The 25,174-nt window shown below is 69.4% G+C and carries 19 protein-coding genes; 12 read left to right on the top strand and 7 right to left on the bottom strand.

All coding sequences use genetic code 11. The features are described from left to right. Window positions 1-934: 934 nt before the first annotated feature. Both OG963_RS28935 and OG963_RS28940 read right to left on the bottom strand, forming a co-directional pair. Window positions 935-1,702: a hypothetical protein gene (locus OG963_RS28935; RefSeq protein ID WP_371799622.1), complete on the bottom strand. Its 768-nt coding sequence runs from the start codon at window positions 1,700-1,702 to the stop codon at window positions 935-937. Next, window positions 1,699-2,484 carry a hypothetical protein gene (locus tag OG963_RS28940; protein ID WP_371799623.1) on the bottom strand — a complete coding sequence of 262 codons (786 nt, stop codon included), beginning with the start codon at window positions 2,482-2,484 and terminating at the stop codon, window positions 1,699-1,701. Before OG963_RS28940 ends, OG963_RS28935 begins: the two co-directional genes overlap by 4 nt. Window positions 2,485-2,783: 299 nt before the next feature. Between OG963_RS28940 and OG963_RS28945 the strand changes: the two genes are divergently transcribed. Together OG963_RS28945 and OG963_RS28950 are read left to right on the top strand one after the other, a co-directional pair. Next, window positions 2,784-5,084 carry an ATP-dependent RecD-like DNA helicase gene (locus tag OG963_RS28945; RefSeq protein ID WP_371799624.1) on the top strand — a complete coding sequence of 767 codons (2,301 nt, stop codon included), beginning with the start codon at window positions 2,784-2,786 and terminating at the stop codon, window positions 5,082-5,084. A gap of 129 nt (window positions 5,085-5,213) precedes the next feature. Continuing rightward, complete coding sequence (locus OG963_RS28950; RefSeq protein ID WP_030935925.1) at window positions 5,214-6,503, top strand: citrate synthase; 1,290 nt, start codon at window positions 5,214-5,216, stop codon at window positions 6,501-6,503. A gap of 508 nt (window positions 6,504-7,011) precedes the next feature. Here OG963_RS28950 and OG963_RS28955 read toward each other — a convergent pair. After that, window positions 7,012-9,420: a heavy metal translocating P-type ATPase gene (locus OG963_RS28955; protein ID WP_371799625.1), complete on the bottom strand. Its 2,409-nt coding sequence runs from the start codon at window positions 9,418-9,420 to the stop codon at window positions 7,012-7,014. A 148-nt stretch (window positions 9,421-9,568) separates the two neighbouring features. Further along, window positions 9,569-9,877, bottom strand: coding sequence for a heavy-metal-associated domain-containing protein (locus OG963_RS28960; protein ID WP_093774175.1), 309 nt, complete (start codon window positions 9,875-9,877; stop codon window positions 9,569-9,571). A gap of 314 nt (window positions 9,878-10,191) precedes the next feature. Here OG963_RS28960 and OG963_RS28965 point away from each other — a divergent pair, with 314 nt between their 5' ends. Next, window positions 10,192-11,238, top strand: coding sequence for a zinc-dependent alcohol dehydrogenase family protein (locus OG963_RS28965; RefSeq protein ID WP_371799626.1), 1,047 nt, complete (start codon window positions 10,192-10,194; stop codon window positions 11,236-11,238). Window positions 11,239-11,348: 110 nt separating this feature from the next. On the opposite strand, the gene OG963_RS28970 is transcribed toward OG963_RS28965, so the two are convergent. From OG963_RS28970 to OG963_RS28980, 3 genes are all read right to left on the bottom strand, one after another. Next, on the bottom strand, window positions 11,349-11,546 hold the full coding sequence (locus OG963_RS28970) for an AlpA family transcriptional regulator (protein ID WP_030935124.1): 198 nt from the start codon (window positions 11,544-11,546) through the stop codon (window positions 11,349-11,351). 218 nt (window positions 11,547-11,764) lie between these two features. Next, window positions 11,765-12,148, bottom strand: a complete 384-nt coding sequence (locus tag OG963_RS28975) for a peptidoglycan-binding protein (RefSeq protein WP_371799627.1) — start codon at window positions 12,146-12,148, stop codon at window positions 11,765-11,767. An 85-nt stretch (window positions 12,149-12,233) separates the two neighbouring features. Beyond that, the gene (locus tag OG963_RS28980) at window positions 12,234-13,184 is read right to left on the bottom strand and encodes a sugar phosphate isomerase/epimerase (RefSeq protein ID WP_093774181.1); all 951 of its coding nucleotides are present in this window, start codon (window positions 13,182-13,184) and stop codon (window positions 12,234-12,236) included. A gap of 134 nt (window positions 13,185-13,318) precedes the next feature. Between OG963_RS28980 and iolC the strand changes: the two genes are divergently transcribed. The 9 genes from iolC (at window position 13,319) to OG963_RS29025 (ending at window position 25,063) form a co-directional block, all read left to right on the top strand. After that, a complete protein-coding gene (gene iolC / locus OG963_RS28985; RefSeq protein WP_093774183.1) occupies window positions 13,319-14,362 on the top strand; it encodes a 5-dehydro-2-deoxygluconokinase in 1,044 nt (347 codons plus the stop codon). Then, on the top strand, window positions 14,359-15,246 hold the full coding sequence (locus tag OG963_RS28990; protein WP_319736212.1) for a deoxyribose-phosphate aldolase: 888 nt from the start codon (window positions 14,359-14,361) through the stop codon (window positions 15,244-15,246). Before iolC ends, OG963_RS28990 begins: the two co-directional genes overlap by 4 nt. A gap of 31 nt (window positions 15,247-15,277) precedes the next feature. After that, complete coding sequence (gene iolB, locus OG963_RS28995; RefSeq protein ID WP_093774827.1) at window positions 15,278-16,222, top strand: 5-deoxy-glucuronate isomerase; 945 nt, start codon at window positions 15,278-15,280, stop codon at window positions 16,220-16,222. Beyond that, window positions 16,219-18,132: a 3D-(3,5/4)-trihydroxycyclohexane-1,2-dione acylhydrolase (decyclizing) gene (iolD, locus tag OG963_RS29000; RefSeq protein ID WP_093774187.1), complete on the top strand. Its 1,914-nt coding sequence runs from the start codon at window positions 16,219-16,221 to the stop codon at window positions 18,130-18,132. The genes iolB and iolD overlap by 4 nt, the downstream gene beginning before the upstream one ends. Before the next feature lie 20 nt (window positions 18,133-18,152). Then, window positions 18,153-19,652 carry a CoA-acylating methylmalonate-semialdehyde dehydrogenase gene (gene mmsA / locus OG963_RS29005; RefSeq protein WP_030935152.1) on the top strand — a complete coding sequence of 500 codons (1,500 nt, stop codon included), beginning with the start codon at window positions 18,153-18,155 and terminating at the stop codon, window positions 19,650-19,652. A 175-nt stretch (window positions 19,653-19,827) separates the two neighbouring features. Continuing rightward, the gene (locus OG963_RS29010; protein WP_093930332.1) at window positions 19,828-20,721 is read left to right on the top strand and encodes a phosphotransferase family protein; all 894 of its coding nucleotides are present in this window, start codon (window positions 19,828-19,830) and stop codon (window positions 20,719-20,721) included. A gap of 137 nt (window positions 20,722-20,858) precedes the next feature. Continuing rightward, complete coding sequence (locus tag OG963_RS29015; RefSeq protein ID WP_319736220.1) at window positions 20,859-23,294, top strand: SpoIIE family protein phosphatase; 2,436 nt, start codon at window positions 20,859-20,861, stop codon at window positions 23,292-23,294. Between the two features lie 144 nt (window positions 23,295-23,438). Beyond that, window positions 23,439-23,891: an SRPBCC domain-containing protein gene (locus OG963_RS29020; protein ID WP_030935175.1), complete on the top strand. Its 453-nt coding sequence runs from the start codon at window positions 23,439-23,441 to the stop codon at window positions 23,889-23,891. A 353-nt stretch (window positions 23,892-24,244) separates the two neighbouring features. Further along, complete coding sequence (locus OG963_RS29025) at window positions 24,245-25,063, top strand: maleylpyruvate isomerase family mycothiol-dependent enzyme (protein WP_256223673.1); 819 nt, start codon at window positions 24,245-24,247, stop codon at window positions 25,061-25,063. Window positions 25,064-25,174: the final 111 nt, after the last annotated feature.

The raw sequence follows: 25,174 nt of genomic DNA on the forward strand, positions 1-25,174 counted from the left end.
ATGACCTTATTTACTATCGGGATACGTACATGGAACGGACAACAGGGACGAAGTTGCCGTAAACAGGTCATGGAGTGGGCCCTTTGTCCTACTAGGTCGTATCATAGTGACGCGCGTCATATCGCTCACATCACACGACAGAAGTGTCAAATAGTCCCAAAACGGACATAGGTATATCGCCTTGTACCGCACAAGGGGGAGCGCTCTGTTCGCCCGTGTAATGAATGAAAAGCGCGGTGCAATGAAAGCGCGATCGACCCATTCGAATAGCGGCCCGGCGGAGCTCGAGGGAGTGGGCTCCGAGACGCAGGGCGCCGGCGGGAAGTCACCGGCCGCCGCCCAGAGGAGAGACGAGCCGGTCCGGTGACTCCGCTCATGCCAGGCGAGAGGCTTATCCCTCGTCCTTGCGCCAGTTCTTCGTCTGCCGGCCCTCTTCGGCCCACTTGCGATCCGCCAGCAAGGTCAATTCGTCCTCGACGAACGCGCGCTCAGCGGCGAGCGTGCCGTCCGGGTGCCACTCTTTGGAAACCCCTATAGGAAGCCCCGCGCAGGGCTGTCCCCTCCAGGCGTTCTTCGGTCTCGCCCGTCGGGAGTTCCCCCCGGTACAGCACGCGTCGCCCCCGATCCATATCGACGTCGGGGTCGCCGATGTCGATTCGTGTTACCTCGGCCGGCTGTCCACACCATCCGGCAGGCGTCGTACGGGCTTCGTCTCGTGCAGCGACGAGCGCCCATGGCCGGACGGGCAGCCACGGCCGATTCGGCGCAGCGTCCAGGAAGCGCGTTGCGCTGCGCGGTCTTCATGTGGTCCGGCCGTTTGGCCGACCCGTTCCGCTTTCGGACACAGGAACCCCGTCCGGAACCCTTCCTTGTCGTCCTGCCGCGCGTTCGTGCTGCACCCTGTCGAATCCGGGCGCGCGACGGAGCGCCCAGGTCAGCGGGGTCCGGTGAGTTTCTTCGTCACGGATTCGATGAACGCGGCGGCCTCGGTCTCGAGGATCTCGACGTGGTCGGTGTCGTTCTGTCCGAGGTCGTACAGCCTGAGGTAATCGGTCGGCTCCCAGCGGAGATTGCTGGTGAAGGCTTCGTCATGCGTCCGGTCGTTCTCAACTCGGCGCCGGACGATGCCGTGCGGGCTGTTCCTGGGGTGGCCCTCGTCGATCTTCGCGAAGTACGTGATCTCGCCCTCGGCATCCAGAGCATCGAGAGTCGTGGGCGCGAGGGTGAGGAAGGGGGTGGCGGAGAGATTGCTCTCCACATTTCCCAGCCGGATCATCACGCCGCTGAGGTCGATGTACTCCTCGAGGAAATAGCCCCCGCCGCGCTCGTACATGAGCAGAAGCGGTTCGTAGGGATCCGGCAGATCACCCGGCCACTCGATTTGGGCATCCCTCAACACCTCCCACCGGACCACACCTCGGCACGTGGTCCTGAGGGAGGCGGGGCCGAGCCCGCTCAGGACCTCTGCCAGAGCGGCTGCGACTTCAGGCGGCGTCTGAACCGCAGGCTCGACATGCTCGGCGATGTCGAAGAACGGCCAGGACTGCTCGGCACCGTAGGCCCGTGCCCACAGGGCCGCGCGGCGCAGGTACTCCCGCATCAACAGGGCACGCGAATTTGTGTGTTCGAATGCCTTGGAGTCGTCGCTCCAGTCGATGGCGCGTAGTCGCTCCAACGCCGTGCGTGAAGGATGGTCAGTCACTTGAGGTTCAGTCCCTTCGCTCGCAGTTCCTGAACGACATCGTTCACGAAGCTATCGATATTGGACAAATCCTCGGCCAGGACCGTCTTGGGGTGCCTCAGGCCGAGCTTCTGCCACGCTGTCCCGAAGCCACCCCTCGCGGGGTTCGGCGCCAAGTCATGTGCGCCGGCTGCACTCAGACTCTTCGGCGAGTTCCTGCCGAACGTCCCGTCGGGGTCCTTGCGCCACAGCCCCGTCTCATCGCAGAGGTACGGTAGACCGGCCTTCATCAGCTGGCTTTCCACGTACTCGTGTGTCATCAAGTGCTTGAATTCCTTGATCTGGCCCGCATCCAGGGTGCCCTTACGCGCACCGTCCCACAGGTCTGCGATGTCGTCGCGAGGTGTGAACCGTCCACGCTTCCACTCGCCGGGTTGAACGATCACGTCGTGCTGAGACCGGATCATGTGGCTCTTCACCTGCCGGAGCACGGACTCGTCGACACCGGTGTGTTTCGACATCTGCGGAACGTCGATGTGGTTGGGCGTAGCCCGAAGCGACTCGTACACCCCGGCCGCGTAATCCGAGGGCCTCTCGGCCCAGCCTGCACCTCCCCAACCACCGTCGGGGCCATGGATGTAAGGCGTGCCCGCGTCGCCCCCGGCCTCTGCCGCGTCGTCAGCCAGATCACCGACGTCGTCACCCACCGACCCGAGGTCGGCGGCCGTCGAGTCGAGGTCCGGACCGCCGAGGTGATCTCCGCGGGATGGGGCCGGGACGTCGGCTCCGGGGTCGCCCGGCACGTGGTGATCCCCTTGACCACCTGGAGTGTGGCCACCGCCGGCCGGTCCATCGTGACCGGTGCCACCCGGACGGTCATGGCCACTGCTGCTTGCGCTGTCCCCATGACCGCCGGTGGGCGGTTTGTGGCTGGCTGAGAGGCCGTGTCCGAGGTCGTCGGCGTGAGCGCCGGGGAGGTTGTCGCCGATGTTGCTGTCCGGGAGGTTGTCTCCGGTGCGGCCGATGTCGCCGAGGTCGTTGCCGAGGCTGTGGTCCGTGACTCCGCCCTCGGACTGTCGGTGCCGCCCGATACCGTCGGGGTATGTCCAACATGGCCGTCCTCGAAGGTGTGCTCGAACGCATCACGTACGCCAACGAGGAGAACGGGTACACGGTCGCCCGCGTCGACACGGGTCGGGGTGGCGGTGATCTCCTCACGGTGGTCGGCTCGCTGCTCGGAGCGCAGGTCGGCGAGTCGCTGCGGATGGAGGGGCGCTGGGGCTCGCACTCCCAGTACGGCAAGCAGTTCACGGTGGAGAACTACACGACCGTGCTGCCCGCCACGATCCAGGGGATCCGCCGCTATCTCGGCTCCGGACTGATCAAGGGCATCGGCCCGGTGATGGCCGACCGGATCACCACCCACTTCGGCGTCGACACGCTCGACATCATCGAGCAGCAGCCGAAGCGGCTCGTCGAGGTTCCCGGGCTCGGGCCGAAGCGGACGAAGATGATCGCCGCCGCCTGGGAGGAGCAGAAGGCGATCAAGGAGGTCATGGTCTTCCTCCAGGGTGTCGGTGTCTCGACGTCCATCGCCGTCCGTATCTACAAGAAGTACGAGGACGCGTCGATCTCCGTCGTCAAGAACCAGCCCTACCGGCTGGCCGCCGACGTCTGGGGCATCGGCTTCCTCACCGCCGACAAGATCGCGCAGGCGGTCGGTATCCCGCACGACAGCCCGGAGCGGGTCAAGGCCGGTCTGCAGTACGCGCTGTCGCAATCCACCGACCAGGGGCACTGCTTCCTCCCGGAGGAGCGGCTGATCGCCGACGCGGTCAAGCTGCTCCAGGTCGATACGGGACTGGTCATCGAGTGCCTCGCCGAACTGGCCGAGGATCCCGAGGGAGTTGTACGGGAGAAGGTGCCGTCGCCCGAGGGCGGCGAGCCGATCACCGCCATCTACCTCGTGCCGTTCCACCGTGCCGAGGTCGCCCTGGCCGCCCAGGTGCAGCGACTGCTGCGGACGCCCGAGGACCGGATGCCCGCCTTCCAGGACGTGGACTGGGGCAAGGCGCTGACGTGGCTGGCGGGCCGTACGGGGGCGACGCTCGCCCCCGAGCAGGAGGCCGCCGTCCGGCTCGCGCTCAGCCGGAAGGTGGCAGTGCTGACCGGTGGACCCGGCTGCGGGAAGTCGTTCACCGTCCGTTCCATCGTCGAACTGGCCCGCGCCAAGCGCGCAAAGGTCGTTCTGGCCGCGCCCACCGGGCGGGCGGCGAAGCGGCTGTCCGAGCTGACCGGGGCCGAGGCGTCCACCGTGCACCGGCTGCTGGAGCTCAAACCGGGCGGGGACGCGGCCTATGACCGGGACCGTCCGCTGGACGCCGACCTCGTCGTCGTCGACGAGGCGTCGATGCTCGATCTGCTGCTGGCCAACAAGCTCCTGAAGGCCGTGGCACCCGGTGCCCATCTGCTGCTCGTCGGGGACGTCGACCAGCTGCCGTCGGTGAGCGCGGGGGAGGTGCTGCGCGATCTGCTCGCCGAGGGCGGCCCCGTCCCGGCGGTCCGGCTGACGACGATCTTCCGCCAGGCCCAGAAGTCCGGCGTCGTCACCAATGCGCACCGGATCAACTCCGGAGTGCCGCCCCTCACCCAGGGCCTCGACGACTTCTTCCTCTTCGTGGAGGACGAGACGGAGGAGGCGGGCGTACTCGCGGTGGACGTCGCGGCCCGCCGTATCCCGGCCAGATTCGGCCTCGACCCCAGGCGTGACGTGCAGGTCCTCGCCCCCATGCACCGCGGCCCGGCCGGGGCCGGCCACCTCAACGGCCTGCTGCAGCAGGTCATCACCCCGGGCCGCCCCGACCTGCCCGAGAAGCGGTTCGGCGGCCGGGTCTTCCGTGTCGGCGACAAGGTGACCCAAATCCGAAACAACTATGACAAAGGCGAGAACGGCGTCTTCAACGGCACGGTCGGCGTCGTCACCTCGCTCGACCTGGACGAGCAGAAACTGACGGTCCTGACGGACGAGGACGAGGAGATCCCGTACGACTTCGACGAGCTGGACGAGCTGGCCCACGCGTACGCGATGACGATTCACCGTTCCCAGGGCAGCGAGTACCCGGCCGTCGTCGTCCCCGTCACGAAGAGCGCCTGGATGATGCTCCAGCGAAACCTGCTGTACACGGCCGTGACGAGGGCCAAGAAGCTCGTCGTGTTGGTCGGCTCACGGCAGGCGATCGGCCAGGCGGTCCGGACAGTTTCCGCAGGCAGGCGCTGTACGGCGCTGGATTACCGGCTGCGTGGTGGCTCCGGCGGAGGATCCCCCGAAAAAATGATCGATCAAATCGGTGGGAAACATCACGGAGGCCTTCCGGAACCGGAGTCAAGGGGGCAGGATGAGTAAGTTCGCGGCACTGAGTGCCGTGAGTAGGTCCAATGGACGACCCCGAGTGCACTCTCCTGAGCCAAATGGGGGAGGGTGGAGACAGTCAGGGAACCTCGAAGAAGAGGCACTACGTCGGTGAGGGATGACGTGAGCGACAACTCTGTAGTACTGCGGTACGGCGATGACGAGTACACCTACCCGGTGATCGACAGCACCGTCGGCGACAAGGGCTTCGACATCGGGAAGCTCCGGGCGAATACCGGCCTGGTGACGCTGGACAGCGGATACGGCAACACCGCCGCCTATAAATCCGCCATCACCTATCTCGACGGTGAGCAGGGCATCCTGCGGTACCGCGGCTATCCCATCGAGCAGCTCGCCGAGCACTCGTCGTTCCTCGAGGTCGCGTACACCCTCATCAACGGCGAGCTTCCCAAGGTCGACGAGCTGTCGACCTTCAAGAACGAGATCACCCAGCACACGCTGCTGCACGAGGACGTCAAGCGGTTCTTCGACGGCTTCCCGCGCGACGCGCACCCGATGGCCATGCTGTCCTCGGTCGTCAGCGCGCTGTCCACGTTCTACCAGGACAGCCACAACCCGTTCGACGAGGAGCAGCGTCACCTCTCGACGATCCGTCTGCTGGCCAAGCTGCCGACGATCGCCGCGTACGCGTACAAGAAGTCGATCGGGCACCCCTTCGTCTACCCGCGCAACGACCTCGGGTACGTCGAGAACTTCCTGCGCATGACCTTCTCGGTCCCCGCCCAGGAGTACGAGCTGGACCCGGTCGTCGTCTCCGCGCTCGACAAGCTGCTCATCCTGCACGCGGACCACGAGCAGAACTGTTCGACCTCCACCGTGCGCCTGGTCGGCTCCTCGCAGGCGAACATGTTCGCCTCGATCTCCGCCGGCATCTCGGCGCTGTGGGGCCCGCTGCACGGTGGCGCCAACCAGTCGGTGCTGGAGATGCTCGAGGGCATTCAGGCCAACGGCGGCGATGTCGACTCCTTCATCCGCAAGGTGAAGAACAAGGAGGACGGCGTCCGGCTGATGGGCTTCGGCCACCGCGTCTACAAGTCCTTCGACCCGCGCGCCAAGATCATCAAGGCCGCGGCCCACGACGTGCTGTCGGCGCTCGGCAAGTCCGACGAGCTGCTCGACATCGCGCTCAAGCTGGAGGAGCACGCGCTCTCCGACGAGTACTTCGTCTCGCGCAACCTCTACCCCAACGTGGACTTCTACACCGGTCTGATCTACCGGGCCATGGGCTTCCCGACCGAGATGTTCACCGTGCTCTTCGCGCTCGGCCGGCTCCCCGGCTGGATCGCCCAGTGGCACGAGATGATCAAGGAGCCGGGTTCCCGCATCGGCCGCCCGCGCCAGATCTACACCGGTGAGGTCCTGCGCGACTTCGTCCCGGTCGAGGGTCGCTGAGCTTCGTAGCGCCCCGGTACCACCCCGGCCTCGGCGGCCGGTTGCCTTCGCCCCGCGTACCGCGCTTCGCACAGAGCGCGGTGTCCGGGGCGATTTGCTTGCCCGGGCAGCGCGCCTGCCCCGGTCCGGCGGGCATCCGTACAGAATGCGAGAAGCGCCCCGCCATCGATCCCCCCACGGGTCGACAGCGAGGCGCTTCCCATATCCCGGAGCGGATTCCCCCCACGGGATCCGGCCGGGCGTCTGCGGGAGCCGAAGCTCCTGGGTGTTCCTCGTACCACTGCGCTGTACCGCTCTGTTCCTCATGGCGGTCCGCCGGGGTACGTACGCACGGGAGGGCCGCTCAAAGCTCCCCGGTGCACGTGCCCCGGCCAACGCTTGCCTGAAGCGTCCCCCAAGACGCTTCGCTGGACGTCCCCCAAGACATCCTTGGCATCGCACTCTAAGACTCTCGAACCTGCTGAATGGTTACCCCAAAACCAATGTGATCTAAATCTCTTTGTGGAAATCATGTGAAGGAGCGCAGTCGCAGGCTGTTCGTCACGACGAAGACCGATGAGAACGCCATCGCCGCTCCAGCAATCATAGGGTTGAGCAGGCCAAATGAGGCAAGGGGTAGGGCGACCACGTTGTAGCCGAAGGCCCAGAAGAGGTTGCCCTTGATGGTGGCCAGTGTCCGCCGCGAGAGTCGGATGGCATCGGCGGCCACCTTCAGATCTCCACGAACGAGGGTGAGGTCGCTCGCCTCGATCGCCGCGTCCGTACCGGTACCCATCGCCAGCCCGAGATCCGCCGTGGCGAGGGCGGCGGCGTCGTTGACGCCGTCGCCGACCATCGCGACCGAGCGGCCCTCGGCCTGCAGCCGCTCGATGACGTTCACCTTGTCCTCGGGCAGCACCTCGGCGTAGACCTCGTCGATGGAGACGGCACGGGCCACGCTGTCCGCCACGGTCCGGTTGTCGCCGGTCAGCAGCACCGGCCGCAGGCCGAGAGCGCGCAGGTCGGCCACTGCTGCCGCGCTGGAGTCCTTGATCGCGTCGGCGACCCCGAGGACACCGCGCGCCTCACCGTCCCAGGCGACGACGACGGCCGTACGCCCCCGATCCGCCGCGTCCGCGAGGGCGTCGGAGAGTGCCTCGGGGACGCCGATTCCGGCGTCGGTGAGGAGCTTGGGGCGCCCGACGAGGACCTGATGGCCGTCGACGGTGCCGCGCACCCCGAGGCCGGGGAGGTTGGCGAAGTCCTCGGGGACGGGGAGTGCTGTTCCGGTTCGGTCGCGGGCGCCGGTGGCGACTGCTCGGGCGATGGGGTGTTCGGAGGCGTGTTCCAGGGCGCCGGCCAGGCGCAGGACCTGTGTGGTGTCGGTGTCGGCCGTGGCGTGGACGTCCTGGAGGGTCATCCGGCCGGTCGTGACGGTGCCGGTCTTGTCCAGGACGATCGTGTCGATACGGCGGGTGGTCTCCAGGACCTCGGGTCCCTTGATCAGGATGCCGAGCTGTGCGCCGCGGCCGGTGCCGACCATGAGGGCGGTGGGCGTGGCGAGGCCGAGGGCGCAGGGGCAGGCGATGATCAGTACGGCGACGGCTGCGGTGAAGGAGGCCGTCACGTCGGAAGTGAGGAGCAGCCAGACGACCAGGGTGACCAGTGCGATCAGCAGGACGACCGGCACGAACACCGCAGAGATCCGGTCGGCGAGCCGCTGGGCCGCCGCCTTGCCGTTCTGTGCGTCCTCGACGAGCCTGGCCATCCGTGCCAGCTGGGTGTCGGCACCGATCCGGGTCGCCTCGACGACGAGCCGGCCGCCCGCGTTGAGCGTGGCACCGGTGACGGCGTCACCGACTCCGACATCGACCGGGACCGACTCGCCGGTGAGCATCGACGCGTCCACCGCCGAGACGCCCTCGACGACGGCGCCGTCGGTCGCGATCTTCTCGCCGGGACGGACGACGAAACGGTCCCCGACGGTCAGCCGGTGGACGGGGATGCGCACCTCCGTACCGCCCTGGAGGACGGCGACGTCCCTGGCCCCGAGATGCATCAGCGCGCGGAGGGCGGAACCGGCCTTCCGCTTGGACTTCGCCTCCAGATAGCGGCCCAGCAGGATGAAGGTGATGACCCCGGCGGCGACCTCCAGATAGATCGTCGAGGAGCCCTCGGCGCGCGAGACGGTGAAGTCGAAGCCGTGCCGCATCCCCGTCATACCGGCGTCGCCGAAGAACAGCGCCCAGAGCGACCAGCCGAAGGCGGCAAGGGTTCCCATCGAGACAAGGGTGTCCATGGTGGCGGCGCCGTGCCGGAGATTGGTCCAGCCGGCGCGGTGGAAGGGCAGGCCGCCCCAGACGACCACGGGGGCGGCGAGGGTGAGGGAGAGCCACTGCCAGTTGTCGAACTGGAGGGCGGGGACCATGGCCAGGAGGACGACGGGGGCGGCGAGGACGGCCGAGACGACGAGGCGCTGACGCAGGGCGGCGAGGGTGTCGGCGGCGTCGGTGTCCGCGACGTCCGCAGTGTCCGCGGGGCGGGCGAGGGGTGTGGCGTCCACCGCCGGGTCGTCGGTGTCCGCGGCTTCGGTGACCGCCTTTTCGGTGGGGCGCGCGTCGTCGGCCCGAGGCGTCCGCTCGGTCGCGGGCGGCGGTACGGGCGAGGGGAGTGGGGGCGTCGGTGCGGGCCGCCGCAACGGCTGGGCCGTGTAGCCGGTCTTCTCGACGGTGGCGATCACGTCGTCGAGCCGGGTGCCGGCACCGAACTCGACGCGGGCCTTCTCGGTCGCGTAATTGACGGTGGCGGTGACGCCGTCCATCCGGTTGAGCTTCTTCTCGATGCGGGCCGCGCACGAGGCGCAGGTCATCCCACCGATCACGAGCTCGGCCTCCGAACTCGCGGCTGCCGGGGCCTCGGCCTCTGTTGCGCTGTACATGTCCGAACTCCTGAAATGCCGACCGGGCCGTGCCTGCCAGTATCTGCTGGTCGGTCCGGCCCGGCGGCAAAGGGGTGGTGCGGGTGGTGCGAAAGGTGCGCAGTTGCGCGGGTTTGTGCAGGAGTGTCGAGGTGGGCCGGGACCGTATTCAGGCCTGGCCGACGAGTACGTAACCCGCCTCGTCGACCGCGGCGCGCACGGCGCCCTCGGTCAGGGGCGTCTCGGAGACCACGGTCACCTGGCCGGTGGCGGCCACGGCCTTCACCGAGGTGACGCCCTCGATGCCGGAGATCTCCTCGGAGACGGCGCCTTCGCAGTGCCCGCAGGTCATGCCGGTCACCTGGTAGACGGTGGTGACCCGGCCCGTCGTGGCCTCGGCGGCCGTACCGTCGTGGCAGGAGCCGCTCGGCGAGCAGCAGGAGCCGGTGGCCTGGGTGAGCTGGATCTCGGCGGTCATGGTGTTCTCCTCTTCGACGCGTACGTCTCGGTGTGACGCCAGGGGCTCCCGGGAATGCTGGTGCACCCCAACACTCATACTTTATACCCCTAGGGGGTATGAATGCGAGGCGGGGCGCGCTTTCGGCGATTGGTGTGGGCCATCCGGCGGAATCCGGAAGGATCCGCCCGTCGCATCGCCGACCGGCTCCGATGCGACGGGCGGCCCACAAGATCACCGCCGGGGCGTAGATTCGGCGACCCGATGGCCGGCCCGGTGGGCGGTCCGATGGAAGGCCGGGCGACGGCCGGTGGGTGCGACGAGAGGCGGGGCCGATGCGGGCTGTGGTGTTCGAGGAGTTCGGGAAGATCGCCGGGGTGCGGGACGTGCCGGATCCAGTCCCCTCCGACCAGGGCGTCGTGGTCCGCGTAGAGGCGACCGGGCTGTGCCGCAGCGACTGGCACGGCTGGATGGGGCACGACCCCGACATCACCCTGCCGCATGTGCCCGGTCATGAACTCGCCGGTGTGGTCGAGGCGGTCGGGAGCACAGTCGTCAACTGGCGGCCGGGCGACCGCGTCACCGTTCCGTTCGTCTGTGCCTGTGGCCGCTGCTCCGCCTGTGCGGCCGGGGCCCAGCAGGTCTGCGAGCGGCAGACCCAGCCCGGTTTCACCCACTGGGGGTCCTTCGCCCAGTACGTGGCGCTGGAACAGGCCGACGTCAATCTGGTCGCCGTGCCCGAGGAGCTGTCGTTCGCGACGGCGGCAGGTCTCGGCTGCCGGTTCGCGACGGCGTTCCGGGCCGTCGTCGGTCAGGGGAGGGTGGGGCCGGGGGAGTGGGTCGCGGTGCACGGCTGTGGCGGGGTCGGGTTGTCGGCCGTGATGATCGCGGTGGCCTGTGGGGCACGGGTGGTCGCCGTCGATGTCTCGGCTCGCGCGCTCGAACTGGCGCGGGCCTTCGGGGCGGTGGCGTGCGTGGACGCGTCCGCCCATCCGGGTGGCGCGGGCGAAGCGGTGCGCGAACTGACGGGCGGCGGTGTCCATCTGTCGCTCGACGCGCTGGGCTCCCCGGTCACCTGCGCCGCCTCGGTCCGGAGCCTGCGGTGGCAGGGCCGCCATGTACAGGTGGGTCTGCTGCCCACGGCGGCCGGTGACCCTGTCGTCCCCATGTCGCGGGTGACGGGCCTGGAGCTGGAGATCCTCGGCAGCCATGGAATGGCCGCACACGACTACCCGCCGATGATGGACATGGTGCGGGCCGGCATCCTGCGCCCGGACCTGCTGGTGACCTCCACCATCGCGCTGGAGGCCGCCCCGGCGGCGCTCGCCGCGATGGGAACGGGCCCCGGGGCAGGGGTGACGATCATCGAACCGGCGAAGTAGCCGCGCCCGCCCGGGCCGGCGAGGACGGAGGCCCCGTACGACGTCGGCGGATCACGGAGGCCGATCGCCGGACGGGGCCGGAACGGAAACGGGGCTGCAAGGAGGAGGTGTCAGTCCCTGCGGCCCCGATTGCCCGGGCGTGACGCGACCCAGGCGCGGACGGTGTCCGCGTACCAGTAGGGCTTACCGCCCTCCACGTGGTCCGGCGCCGGCAGCAGCCCGTGTTTGCGGTACGAGCGGACGGTGTCCGGCTGCACCCGGATGTGCGCTGCAATGTCCTTGTAGGACCAGAGCCTTCTGTCCGTCATAAGTGACACCTCTCTGCACCGCAGCGGCAGTCGGGGGGCCGTCGGGGGAGCCGCGGTGCGCACGCCGACGATCACTCAGCCTGTGTTCGGTGAACGACGCGGAGTGAGCGGCGGAGAGGGGCTGTCGAGCGCCTGTGACGGAAGACCCGCGTAACGGAGACATGTGTGACGAGGGGGTGATCTCTGTGACAGAAGGCGTGCATTGGGGTCGAATTCGACTAAGCACTCCAGAGTGCCGACCAGGTCCGCGGTCCGACCAGGCCGCTCGGAACGAGCGGCGGGTGGTCCGCCTGGAAGTGTTGGACGGCGGCGAGGGTCGTCGGTCCGAAGGTGCCGTCGACCTCACTCCACGGCAGATAGCGGCGGTTGGCCAGCAGGCACTGCACCTCCGAGGCCCGGTCGCCCTGATCGCCGTAGAGGGTCGGCTCGTTGCCGAAGTAGAACGCGCAGACCGCGCCGGCGCCGGGCGGTGCGAGCGGCGGTGCAGGCTCCTGCTGGGCGGCCGAGGCGGCCGGGGCTGCGACGAGGGCGGCGGCCAGGGCGAATGCGGGCAGGGCGGAGGCCCCGGCAGTCCTGTGGGCGCGGAACGCATTTCGGATCACGGTGAGTTGCTCCTCGATCGGTCGAGGGGTGCGGTGGGGCCGCACCCTCTTCTCGCCGAGAACAACACCGCAATCCGCCCCCACGTCACTTCCCCGGGCGGCTCGGCGTGTCGGGTGACCGCACCGGGGTGCCGCACGAGCGGAGGAAGTCTCGGGTGCGACGGGCGATCGGCAGCGGCTTCTCGGGCGGGCACGGATACATGTCCTGTTCGACGATCGCGAACAGATCGACGTCCAGCCGGCGGGCGGCGTCGAGCACAGGCCCCAGGGCGGGTACGCCGTTCGGTGGTTCGCACATCACCCCGCGCGCCACGGCGGGTCCGAACGGCACCTCGTCCGTCACGACTTGGGCCAGGATCTCCGGGTCGACCTGCTTGAGGTGCAGATAGCCGATCCGCTCGCCGAAGGTCTCGATCAGCTTGACGCTGTCACCGCCGCAGTAGGCGTAGTGACCGGTGTCGAGACAGAGGGAGACCAGGTCGGGGTCCGTGGCGTCGAGGAACCGGCTGACGTTCTCCTCGCTGTCGACATGGGTGTCCGCATGAGGGTGGACGACGATACGCAGCCCGTACCGGTCCCGTACCTCGCGGCCCAGCCGCTCCGTCTGGGTGGTGAGGTCGCGCCACTGCTCCGCGGTGAGCGTGCGGTCCTCCAGGACCTCACCGGTCTTGTCGTCGCGCCAGAACGACGGGATGACCACCAGATGCTCGGCGCCCATCGCCCGGGTGAGCGCCGCGATGTCGGCGACATGCGCCCAGGTCCGGTCCCAGACGGCCGGTCCATGGTGCAATCCGGTAAAGACGGTGCCCGCGGAGACGGTGAGGCCGCGGCGGCGGGTCTCGTCCGCGAGGCGGGCCGGGTCGGTCGGGAGGTAGCCGTAGGGGCCCAGTTCGATCCATTCGTAACCGGCCTCGGAGACCTCGTCGAGGAAGCGCTGCCATGGCACCTGCTGGGGATCGTCGGGGAACCAGACCCCCCAGGAGTCGGGTGCCGAGCCGATGCGGATGCGGGCCGGAGCAGATGCTGAAGAGGTCATATCGCCCACACTCCCGGCCTCGGGAGACGGGTGTCAAGGCTTCGTCCTTATGTCCGGACAAAATGTTGACAGGCTTCCGGAGAGAGGGCTAGACCTGGGGGCAGCCGCTCCGGTCGCCGGTCGAAGGGACGCGTATGCCTGAGATGTACGACGTGATCACCATGGGGCGGATCGGGGTGGACCTCTACCCGCTCCAGACCGGTCTGCCACTGGCTCAGGTCGACACATTCGGAAAGTTTCTCGGTGGCTCACCGACCAATGTGGCCGTGGCGGCGGCCCGGCTCGGCAGGCGGACGGCGGTGGTGACGCGCACCGGCCGGGACGCGTTCGGGGACTATCTCCACCAGCAGCTGCGGGAGTTCGGGGTGGACGACCGATGGGTGACGTCGGTCGACGCCTATCCGACCCCGGTGACCTTCTGTGAGATCTTCCCGCCGGACGACTTCCCGCTCTACTTCTACCGCCGGCCCAAGGCGCCCGACCTGGAGATCCACGAAGCGGAACTCGACCTCGACGCGATCCGCGCGGCCCGGGTCTTCTGGATGACGGGCACCGGCCTGTGCGCGGAACCGAGCCGCACGGCCACGTTGGCGGCGCTGCGCGCCCGGAGCGAGGCCCGGGAGCGGTCCCGCGGTGAGCAGGGACCCGGCCCCGGACCCCTCACGGTCTTCGACCTGGACTGGCGCCCGATGTTCTGGACCGACGACCCCGGCGCGGACCGCCCCGCCCACCCCACCGCCTCAGCCCGCTACCGCGAGGCCCTTGCGCACGCCACCGTTGCCGTCGGCAATCTCGACGAGTGCGAGATCGCCACCGGGGAGCGGGAGCCGTACACGGCCGCTCGCGCCCTGCTTGCCGCCGGGGTCGAACTCGCCGTCGTCAAACAGGGCCCCAAGGGTGTCCTCGCCGTCCACCGCGACGGCACCGTCGCCGACGTCCCGCCCCTGCCCGTCGAGGTCGTCAACGGCCTCGGCGCCGGAGACGCGTTCGGCGGTGCGCTCTGCCACGGGTTGCTCGCAGGCTGGGAGACCGAGCGTGTCATGCGGTACGCCAACGCCGCCGGTGCCATCGTCGCGTCCCGGCTCGCCTGTTCGCCGGCCATGCCGTTCCCGTACGAGGTGGAAGAGGCGCTCGTCCGGGGCGCCGTCACCGCCGGTGGACCCGGGGCGGGCTCATGACGCCTGCGGCCTCCTCCGTCTCCGACCTCGTCCGGCTGCGCGTGCGCCACCCCGAGGCCGTCACCGAGGTCGCCGCCCGGCGCAGAAGGCGGCCCCTCGTCGGCGACAGCGGCCGCCTGATGATCATCGCTGCGGACCACCCGGCGCGCGGCTCCTTCGCCGTCGGCAAGCACGAACTGGCCATGGCCAACCGGTTCGAGCTCCTGGAGCGGCTCTGCCTCGCCCTCTCCCGTCCCGGCGTCGACGGCGTCCTCGCCACCGCCGACATCCTCGACGACCTGCTGCTTCTCGGCGCGTTGGAGAACAAGGTCGTCGTCGGCTCGATGAACCGCGGCGGACTCGCGGGCGCCTCCTTCGAACTCGACGACCGCTTCACCGGCCACCGTCCCGACGACCTCGCCCGGCTCGGCTTCGACGCGGGCAAGCTGCTGCTCCGTATCGACTACGACGACCCCGGTTCCCTCGACACGATGCATGCCACCGCTCGCGCGATCGACGCCATGGCCGCGCACCGGCTGCCGGTCTTCGTGGAGCCGTTCCTCTGCCGCCGTGTCGCCGGCAAGGTCCGCAACGACCTCGGCGCGGCGGCGGTGACGACGTCGATCGCCATCGCCTCGGGGTTGGCGGGCACCTCCGCGTACACCTGGCTCAAGGTCCCCGTCACCGAGAACCCCGACGACATGGCGCGTGTGATGGAGACATCGACGCTGCCCGCCGTGCTGCTGGGCGGCGAGGTGGGCGGCGACCAGGAGGGTGCGTACGAGAGATGGCGCAGCGCGCTCCGACTCCCCACCGTCCAAGGGCTGGTGGTCGGGCGGTCGTTGCTCTATCCGGTCGACGGCGATGTGGCCGGAGCTGTCGACACGGCCGTGGCGCTGCTGTAGCGAGGGAGCAGGGACGGGTATGGGAGAGGGCATGACTACGGACAAGGACGAAGGCGTGCGCGACCGACCGTCGCACGAGCGGCATCTGCCCGCCGGCAGCGCGGCCGACGGACCGTATGCCCTGGACATCGACCCGAAGCGGGCCGGTTGGGACCGGTCGAGCCTGCGCGTGGTGGAGCTGCCGCCGGGTGGTGTTCACACGCTGGCCACCGGGGAGAGTGAATGGATCATCCTGCCGTTGACCGGTGGCTGTACGGTGCACACCTCAGGTGAGATCTTTGAACTGCTGGGCCGGGAAAGCGTGTTCAGTGGGGTCTCCGACTTCGCGTACGTACCGCGTGACGCCCATACCCAGATCTCCTCCGGCGCCGGAGGCCGCTTCGCCCTGGCAGGAGCGAAGTGCGAGCGACGACTCCCCGCTCGCTACGGCCCCGCGCCGGAGGTACCCGTCGAGCTGCGCGGCGCGGGGAACTGCTCGCGCCAGGTCAACAACTTCGCCGCCGCCGACACATTCGACTGCGACCGGCTGATCGCCGTCGAGGTCCTCACCCCCGGCGGCAACTGGTCCTCCTACCCGCCGCACAAGCACGACGAGTACCGCCCCGGCGCCGAGTCCGTCCTCGAAGAGATCTACTACTTCGAGATCGAGGAGAACCAGGGCCGGCCCGGCCTCGGGTACCACCGCGTGTCCCCGTCCCGGCCCGGGGGTACGGACCTCCTCGCCGAAGTCCGCAGCGGCGACGCCGTGCTGATCCCCGACGGCTGGCACGGACCCTCCATCGCCGCTCCCGGCCACACCCTGTACTACCTCAATGTGATGGCGGGCCCGGGAGAGCTGCGGGAGTGGCTGATCAGCGACCACCCGGACCACGGCTGGATCCGCGACACCTGGCCCGCCCAGCCGGTCGACCCCCGGCTGCCGCTCCACGGACCCTCCGGAACGTCCGGACTCTCCGCCCAGGAGGCACCTCGATGAGCACCCGCAGGCTCACCACCGCCCAGGCCCTGGTGTCCTTCCTCGCCCGCCAGTACACCGAGCGCGACGGCCGGCGGCAGCGTCTGATCAGCGCCACCTGGGGCATCTTCGGCCACGGCAACGTCGCCGGAATCGGTCAGGCACTCCTGGAGACGGGGGCGGCCGCCGCGCCCGGGTCCGTAGCCGCCCGGCCGGCCATGCCCTACCTCCAGGGCCGCAACGAGCAGTCCATGGTGCACGCCGCCGTCGGCTACGCCCGCCAGTCCGGCCGCCTCTCCGCGCACGCCGTCACCACCTCCATCGGTCCCGGCGCCACCAACCTCGTCACGGGGGCCGCCCTCGCCACCATCAACCACCTTCCCGTCCTCCTCCTCCCCGGCGACATCTTCGCGACCCGCCCCGCCGACCCCGTGCTCCAGCAGCTCGAAGTCCCGTCCGCGGGCGACCTCTCCGTCAACGACTGCCTGCGCCCCGTCTCCCGCTACTTCGACCGCATCACCCGCCCCGAAGCGCTCGTTCCGGCCGCCCTCCAGGCCATGCGGACCCTCGCGGACCCGGCGGAGACCGGCGCGGTCACACTCGCGCTGCCGCAGGACGTGCAGACGGAGGCGTACGACTGGCCGGAGGAGTTCTTCGCCGAGCGCGTCTGGCACGTACGCCGCCCCGCACCCGACGCCCAGGAACTGGAACGGGCGGTACGGACCGTGCGCACCGCCCGACGGCCGCTGATCGTCGCAGGCGGCGGGGTCCATCACAGCGCGGCCGAGGAGACCCTCGCCGCACTGGCCGCCGCCACCCGGATCCCCGTCGCCTCCACCCAATCCGGCAAGGGTTCGCTGCGCCACGACCACCCCGCCGACGTCGGCGGCATCGGCCACACCGGCACCGGGACAGCCGACGAACTGGCCCGCACCGCCGACCTGATCATCGGTATCGGCACCCGCTACTCCGACTTCACCACCGCTTCCGCCACCCTCTTCTCGAACCCGGCGGTCCGCTTCCTCAACCTCAACATCACCGGCTTCGACGCCCACAAGCTCGCCGCGCTCCCACTCGTCGCCGATGCCCGCACCGCCCTCGAAGCGCTGACCGAGGCCCTGAACGAGCGCAACTACCGCGTCGACCCCGCCTACGAGACCGAGTACACCGACGCCAAGGAGCGCTGGGAGCAGCGCGTCGACACGGCGTTCGCCACGGACGACCCGGCTGCGCGGCCCACCCAGGCCCAGGTCCTCGGTCTGCTCGACGCCCTGGTCGACGACGACGACATCCTGATCAACGCGGCGGGCTCGCTCCCCGGCGACCTCCACCAGCTGTGGCGGACCCGCTCCCGCAGCCAGTACCACGTCGAGTACGGCTACTCCTGCATGGGATACGAGATCCCGGCCGCGATCGGCGTACAGCTGGCCGCCCCGGGCCGGCCCGTCTGGGCGCTCGTCGGCGACGGCACCTACCTCATGAACCCCACCGAGATCGTCACCGCCGTGCAGGAGAACCTGCCGGTCAAGGTCGTCGTGCTGCAGAACCACGGCTATGCCTCGATCGGCGGACTCTCCGAGTCGGTCGGCGCCGAACGCTTCGGTACCGCCTACCGGCAGCGCGCCGCCGACGGCAGCTTCACCGGCCCACCGCTGCCCGTCGATCTCGCCGCCAACGCCGGTTCTCTCGGCATGCGGGTGCTGCGTGCGAAGACCGTACGTGACCTGCGTGAAGCCCTCGCCGTCGCGCGTGCCTCGGACCGCCCCACTTGTGTCTACGTCGAGACCGAAACGGCAGACACAGTGTCGGGCCCCCCTCCGGCGCAGGCGTGGTGGGATGTTCCTGTAGCCGAAACGGCCACCCGCCCGTCGGCGGTCAAGGCCCGGGAAGACTACGACCGGCAAGTCGCAGCCCGACGCCGCCACCTCTGAAGGCCTGAAGGAGTTTCGTAATGAAGACCGTCAACCACTGGATCGGTGGCAAGACCGTCGAGGGCACGTCGGGCAACTACGGCCCGGTCACCGACCCGGCCACCGGCGCCGTCACCACCCAGGTCGCACTCGCCTCCCTCGAAGAGGTCGACGCCGCGGTCGCCGCCGCGAAGGACGCGTACGCGACGTGGGGCACGTCCTCGCTGGCCGCCCGCACCGCCGTCCTGTTCCGCTACCGCGCACTGCTCGACGCCCGCCGCGACGACATCGCCGCGCTGATCACCGCCGAGCACGGCAAGGTGCACTCCGACGCGCTCGGTGAGGTCGCCCGCGGCCTGGAGATCGTCGAGCTGGCCTGCGGCATCACCACCCAGCTCAAGGGTGAGCTGTCCACCCAGGTCTCCAGCCGGGTCGACGTCTCCTCCATCCGCCAGTCGCTCGGTGTCGTCGCGGGCATCACGCCGTTCAACTTCCCGGCGATGGTGCCGATGTGGATGTTCCCGCTGGCCATCGCCTGCGGCAACACGTTCGTGCTGAAGCCGAGCGAGAAGGACCCGTCGGCCGCCAACCTGCTGGCCGAGCTGGCCGCCGAGGCCGGACTGCCGGACGGTGTGCTGAACGTGCTGCACGGCGACAAGGTCGCCGTCGACGGACTGCTGAACCACCCGGACGTCGCCGCGGTCTCCTTCGTCGGCTCCACCCCGATCGCCCGCTACATCCACACCACCGCCTCCGCCAACGGCAAGCGTGTCCAGGCGCTCGGCGGTGCGAAGAACCACATGCTGGTCCTGCCGGACGCGGACCTCGACGCCGCCGCCGACGCCGCGGTCTCCGCCGCGTACGGCTCCGCCGGTGAGCGCTGCATGGCCATCTCCGCGGTCGTCGCGGTGGGCGCCGTCGGTGACGAGCTCGTCGCCAGGATCAAGGAGCGCGCCGAGAAGATCAAGATCGGCCCCGGCAACGACCCGACGTCCGAGATGGGCCCGCTGATCACAGCGGCCCACCGCGACAAGGTCGCCTCGTACGTCACGGGCGCGGCGGCCCAGGGCGCCGACGTCGTCCTCGACGGCACCGGCTACACCGTCGGAGGGTTCGAGGACGGCCACTGGATCGGCCTCTCCCTCCTCGACCACGTGTCCACCGACTCGGACGCGTACAAGGACGAGATCTTCGGCCCGGTGCTGTGCGTCCTGCGCGTCGAGACGTACGAGGAGGGCGTCGCCCTCATGAACGCCTCGCCGTTCGGCAACGGCACCGCGATCTTCACCCGCGACGGCGGCGCAGCCCGCCGCTTCCAGCTGGAGATCGAGGCCGGCATGGTCGGCGTCAACGTGCCGATCCCGGTGCCGGTGGGCTACCACTCCTTCGGTGGCTGGAAGGACTCGCTCTTCGGCGACCACCACATCTACGGGAACGACGGCGTGCACTTCTACACCCGCGGCAAGGTCGTCACCACCCGCTGGCCGGACCCGGCCGACGCCCCCGCCGGTGTGGACCTCGGCTTCCCCCGCAACCACTGATCCGTATCCCACAGGCACCGGGCCCCGGCCGTACCAGCGGCCGGGGCCCGGTGGTTCCTCGACGGTGGGCCGCCCTGCGGGGCGCGGCGTTCCGGAACGGTCCACGGCGCCGGCCGGTACCGTTCCACTCGACGACCACCGCTGACGTCGTGTGGCTGATTGATATCGTCCGCGCATGACCAGTCGCAGCCGCGACCACGTCGCAGACGTCCGCAGCGTCGTGATGGCGCACATGCCCGACTACCAGGTCGACTCCGTGGTACAGCTCGGCGAGGGCTTGGACAACCTGGCGTACGAGGTCAACGGTGAGCTGGTCGTGCGCTTCGGCAAGGAGCCCGACCTGGCACGGCGGGCCGCCCAGCTGAACCACGAGGCCGGCGTGCTTGCTGCCGTCGCCGACGTTTCGCCGCTGCCCGTGCCCCAGCCGGCGTTCATGGTCGCGGACCAGGGTTGTCTGGCCTACTTCAAGCTTCCCGGCGTGCCACTGGTGGACATGCCGCGGCACCAGCGATCGGCCCACGGCACGTCGATCGGCGCCACGCTCGGTGAGCTGCTCACTGCGCTGCATGCTGTTGCGATCGATCGGATGGCTGTGGAAACGGACCACCAGCCGGTTGCCCAGTGGCGACATGAGGCCACGGAGAACTATGTGACGGTGGCCGGGCAGGTACCGGCGGCGCACCGCCGATCCGTCGAGGCGTTCCTGGACGCCGCACCACCACACGATGGCTGGACGCCGACGTTCTCCCACAACGATCTGGGGATCGAACACGTTCTCGTCGACCCGGTCGCATGGACGGTGACCGGCATCATCGACTGGAGCGATGCCGCCGTCGTCGATCCGGCCTGCGACTTCGGGCTGCTCTACCGCGATCTCGGCCCCGCGGCTGCCCGCGCCGCCATCAGCACCTATCGAACCGACGCCAACGACGTCGCGGCGCTCAGCGAGCGTGTCGTGTTCTATGCCAGGTGCAGTGTCTTCGAGGATCTGGCATACGGCATCGAGACGGAACAGGGCAAATACGTCGACAAGAGCCTTGCCGCGATGGAATGGCTGTTCCCGTCATAGCCGCCTCATCACGACCGAGCCGCCAGAGACATCAACCCGCAGGCTCCAATGGTGCAAGGAATTGGGCCATGGAACGGGAGGTCGCGAACGGAGACCGCGGGGAGGAACATCGGAATCACGTAGGCAAGGTGGTGGCTATGGGGACTCCGTCGATGCGTTTCAGCGAGAGTGCTGAGGATCCGTTCGCCCTCGGGCGTGGCGCCTCGGCTGTGCTCGACGATCAAGGCACCGTGGTCGGCTGGAGCGCACGTGCACAGGAGTTGCTGGGCTATCCGGCCAAGGAAGTGATCGGACGGGCGTGGCAGGACCTCCTGGTCGACGCCCTTGACCTGCCTGCCGCGCGGTCCGTCGTCGTGGACGCCATAAGGACGGGGGGCTGGTTCGGGGTCCTGCCCGTGCGCCACCGCGACGGACGGCGTGTGGAAATGGGTTTCCGGGCCCGCGCGGTCACCCGGGACGGGGACAGCCGGGAGTGGGTCCTGGTCGGAGCCCCGGCCGCGGAGGTGGATGCCTGGCAGCGGGACCGTGCGCTGCTGGACGGTCTGTACCGCCGGTCACCGATCGGGCTGGTCACCTACGGCCCGGACAGGAGGGTGATTCGGGTCAACCGCGCGATCGAGAAGGCGAGTGGTGTCCCGGCCGAGGCACCGGTGGGCCATCGCCCCCGCGAATTCATGGTCGACGAGGACGCAGGTCCGACCGATGAGCGGGTGCGGCACGTCCTGGAGACCGGCGAGCCGTTGATCTTCACGGAGCAGTCGGCCCGGGCACGCCACGATCCAGGTCGGGAACGGATCGTGTCCGTCTCGGCGTTCCGCATGGAAGACCCCTCGGGCCGGGTACTCGGCGTGGCCGAGACGATCGAGGACGTGACCGACCGCCACCGGGCCCAACGCAGGCTCGCCCTGCTGAACGAGGCAAGCGCCCGGATCGGAACGTCACTGGACGTGACACAGACCGCTCGGGAACTGGCCGAGGTGGCCGTCCACGGCCTGGCCGACTACTGCTCGGTGGACCTCCTCAAACCGGTGACACTGGGTGACGAACCGGTTCCCGGAGGGTCAGGTCCGCTGGTCCGAGTCGCCCTTTCCCCTCCAGAGCATCGCATCCCGTTCAAGGAAGGCGATGTGGTCACGCTGCTTCCGGAATCTCCGCAGGCGCGGTGCCTGTACGAGCGTCGCCCGATTCTCGAAGGACTGCTGCCTCTTCGCCCCGAGTGGTACGCCATGGACCGGCGGCGGATCGAGATCGCCCTGGGTCTCGGAGTTCATTCGCTGATCGCGGCGCCCTTGGTCGCGCGCGGTCTGGTACTGGGCGTGGTGAGCCTGTGGCGATCGCGTGATTCGGAGCCTTTCGAGGACGACGATGCCGCCGTGGCCCAGGAGCTTTCCTCGCGTGCGGCCGTCTGCATCGACAATGCGCGCCGCTTCACCCAGCAGCAGAGTGCCGCCCTGACTCTGCAGCGCAGTCTGCTGCCGAGCGCGGCATCCGACCTGCCGGCCGTCGAGGTGGCCTGCCGGTACCTCCCGGCGAGCGGTGAACCGGGCATCGGCGGTGACTGGTTCGACGTGATCCCGTTGTCAGGGGCCCGGGTCGCCCTCGTCGTGGGAGACGTGGTCGGTCACGGGATCCACGCTGCGGCCTCGATGGGCCGCCTGCGCGCCGCCGTGCGCACCCTCGCCAGCCTCGACCTGGAACCGGACGAGGTGGTGGCGCGGCTGGACGATCTGGTCAGTCTGCTGGCCACCGAGCTGGAGGCGAACACCGACGGCAACGGGTCGGCGATCGAGCAGATGATCGGGGCCACCTGCGTCTACGCGGTCTACGATCCGGTCTCCCGGCACTGCTCCCTGGCACGCGCCGGCCACCCGGCACCGGTGATGACCACGCCGGACGGCGAGGTGACCGTGCTCGACCTACCCGCAGGCCCACCGCTCGGACTGGGCGGACTGCCGTTCGAGACGTGGGACCTCGACGTCCCCGAGGGGAGCCTGCTCACGCTCTACACCAACGGTCTTCTGGAGGCGCGCGACGGCGACATCGACGTCGCGCTGGAGCACCTGCACGAATGTCTCACCAACCCCACCGCCCCCCTGGACAGCACCTGCCATGCCGTGGTCGAAGCGCTGCTCCCCAAGGAGCACCCACCCACCGACGACATCGCGCTGCTCATCGCCCGTACCCGGGTGCTGCCGCCACAGAATGTCGCCACATGGCAGCTGCCCTTGGAAGCGACCGCCGCTGCCCGTGCCAGGCAGCTGACCACGGCGAAACTGACCGAATGGGGGCTGACGGAACTGGCCTGCACCACCGAGCTGGTCGCCAGCGAGCTCGTCACCAACACCTACCGGTACGCGGCCGGCCCGGTCACCCTGCGCCTCATCCGTACGCATTGCCTGATCTGTGAGGTGTCCGACACCAGCCACACCTCCCCTCACCTGCGACGGGCTCTCAGCACGGACGAGGGCGGCCGGGGGCTCTTCCTGGTCGCGCAGCTCACGGAGCGGTGGGGCACCCGCTACAGCCACGACGGCAAGACCGTGTGGACGGAGCAGCCTCTCCCGCACGCATGACCCGCGACGAGGGCGTTCGTTCCATCAGGTGCTGTCGCGGCAGATCGGGCTGGGAAGCCCCGGCAGGACCGATGAGTCTCCGCGTCCACGGGCGTCTACAGATGCGACGGTGCCGACCAGGCACAAAAAACGAGGAGACGAAGCATGAGCACCGAGCAGACCACCCCGGCCGACGGCTACTCCTACAAGCTGACCCGAACGCTCGACGCCTCCGCGGGGACGGTGTGGCAGGCGTGGACCACTCCCGAGCAGTACGCCCGCTGGGCCTACGCCGTCGCCGGCTCCGTCGAGATGGACGTACGGCCGGGTGGAGTGTGGAAGGCCACGATGGCCACGCCCGACGGCGGCCAGTTCCCGCTGACCGGCTCCTATCTCGAGGTCGCCGAGAACCGCCTCCTGGTGGTCGGCATGGACGTACCCGGCAAGCCCGCGCCCGCGGCCATGACCGTGGAACTCGACGAGCAGAACGACCACCACACGCAGATCGTGCTCCACCAGACCTGCGACACCGCCGAGGAACGCGACATGAGCGAGCAGGGCAGCACCATGCTCCTCGACAGCCTGAGCGCCTTCCTGGCCGATGAGTCGAGGAACTGACCCCGCTCGGAACCACCGACCGCCCGTGGATCACGGGGGCAGGCCGGAACAGCCCGGTTCTGCCCCCGGCCGACCGCCTGTGCGGTTCGATCTTCTCCTGTGACGTCACCCGGCTCGCCCAGGAGATCCACGCCCAGGTGCGGGCCGGCCGGCTCGACGAGGCGGCGCCGCCGCCCCGGCCGAGTCGCCCTACCTCACGGACGTCACGCCTCCGACCGGCTGAACCACCACGAACTCCCCGGATCCCCGCCCCGGTGGCTGCTCTCACCGCCGCGGCCTGGCATTCTGCACGGATCCGCCGGACCTTCGACCGTGGAGGCCGGCTCATGGCAGCGGGACAGAGGGAGACGGCCGTGGAACCAACGCCTGCCCGGGAGCGGCGCGACGCGCTTCCCGAGGGACTTGCCGAGGCGATACACGACACCGCCGAGGAGATAGCGGCGATGCTGCGCGGCCGGACGGACACGGACATCCCGGTCCCCGGATCCACCTGGACCCTCGGCGAGGCGGCGGCCCACCTGGCGCAGGCCAATGAGCTGATGGCCGATATCGCGGCCGGCCATGACCGCCCGTACGGGGACGGTACGCCGCAGAGCCTGGCGGCGGCCAACGAGCGCTCCCTCGCCGGGTTCGGCGAGCGAGGGGCCGACCCGCTCGCCGAGATGATCGTGGCGCAGGCCGACGCCTTCCTCGCGGCGGCGGAGCAGCGCCCGTTGGACGAGACCGTGATCACCCCTCTGGGCTCGATGGATGTGGCCACCCTCGGCTCGTATCTGCTCACGCACATGCTCGGCCACGGCTACGATCTCGCCCGCGCGGTAGGGCGTCCGCACATGCTCGACGGTGCCCGGGTCGAGCTGTCCATGCCCTTCATGATCACCAGCATGCCGCGGGTGGTCGCCCCGGCCGCTGCCGGGCTGACCGCGCGCTTCACGATCCGCCTGCGCGGTGGACAGCGCTTCGGCGCCACCTTCACCGACGGAACGCTGACCGTCGGCCCGGAGCCCTTGAGCCGCCCGGACTGCACCATCCTCATCGAACCGGTCACCTTCCTGCTGATCGCACTCGGCCGCTGCGATCCGTGGGGCGCGATGGCCCGCGGCCGCGTGTTCACCTGGGGCCGCAAGCCCTGGCTGGCGCCCCGCTTCCCGGCCTTGTTCACGGCGCCCTGAGAATCGGGCGTCCGGCATACCGCGTACGGAGTACGGCGGGGGAGGAGCGTACGTCTCAAGGAGGCTCGGCAGTTCCCCCTTTCGGCAGCCGTGGAGTGCGGGGCGGGCGCT

Origin of the sequence: Streptomyces sp. NBC_01707, assembly GCF_041438805.1 — a bacterium.
In the GTDB taxonomy this organism is placed as follows: domain Bacteria; phylum Actinomycetota; class Actinomycetes; order Streptomycetales; family Streptomycetaceae; genus Streptomyces.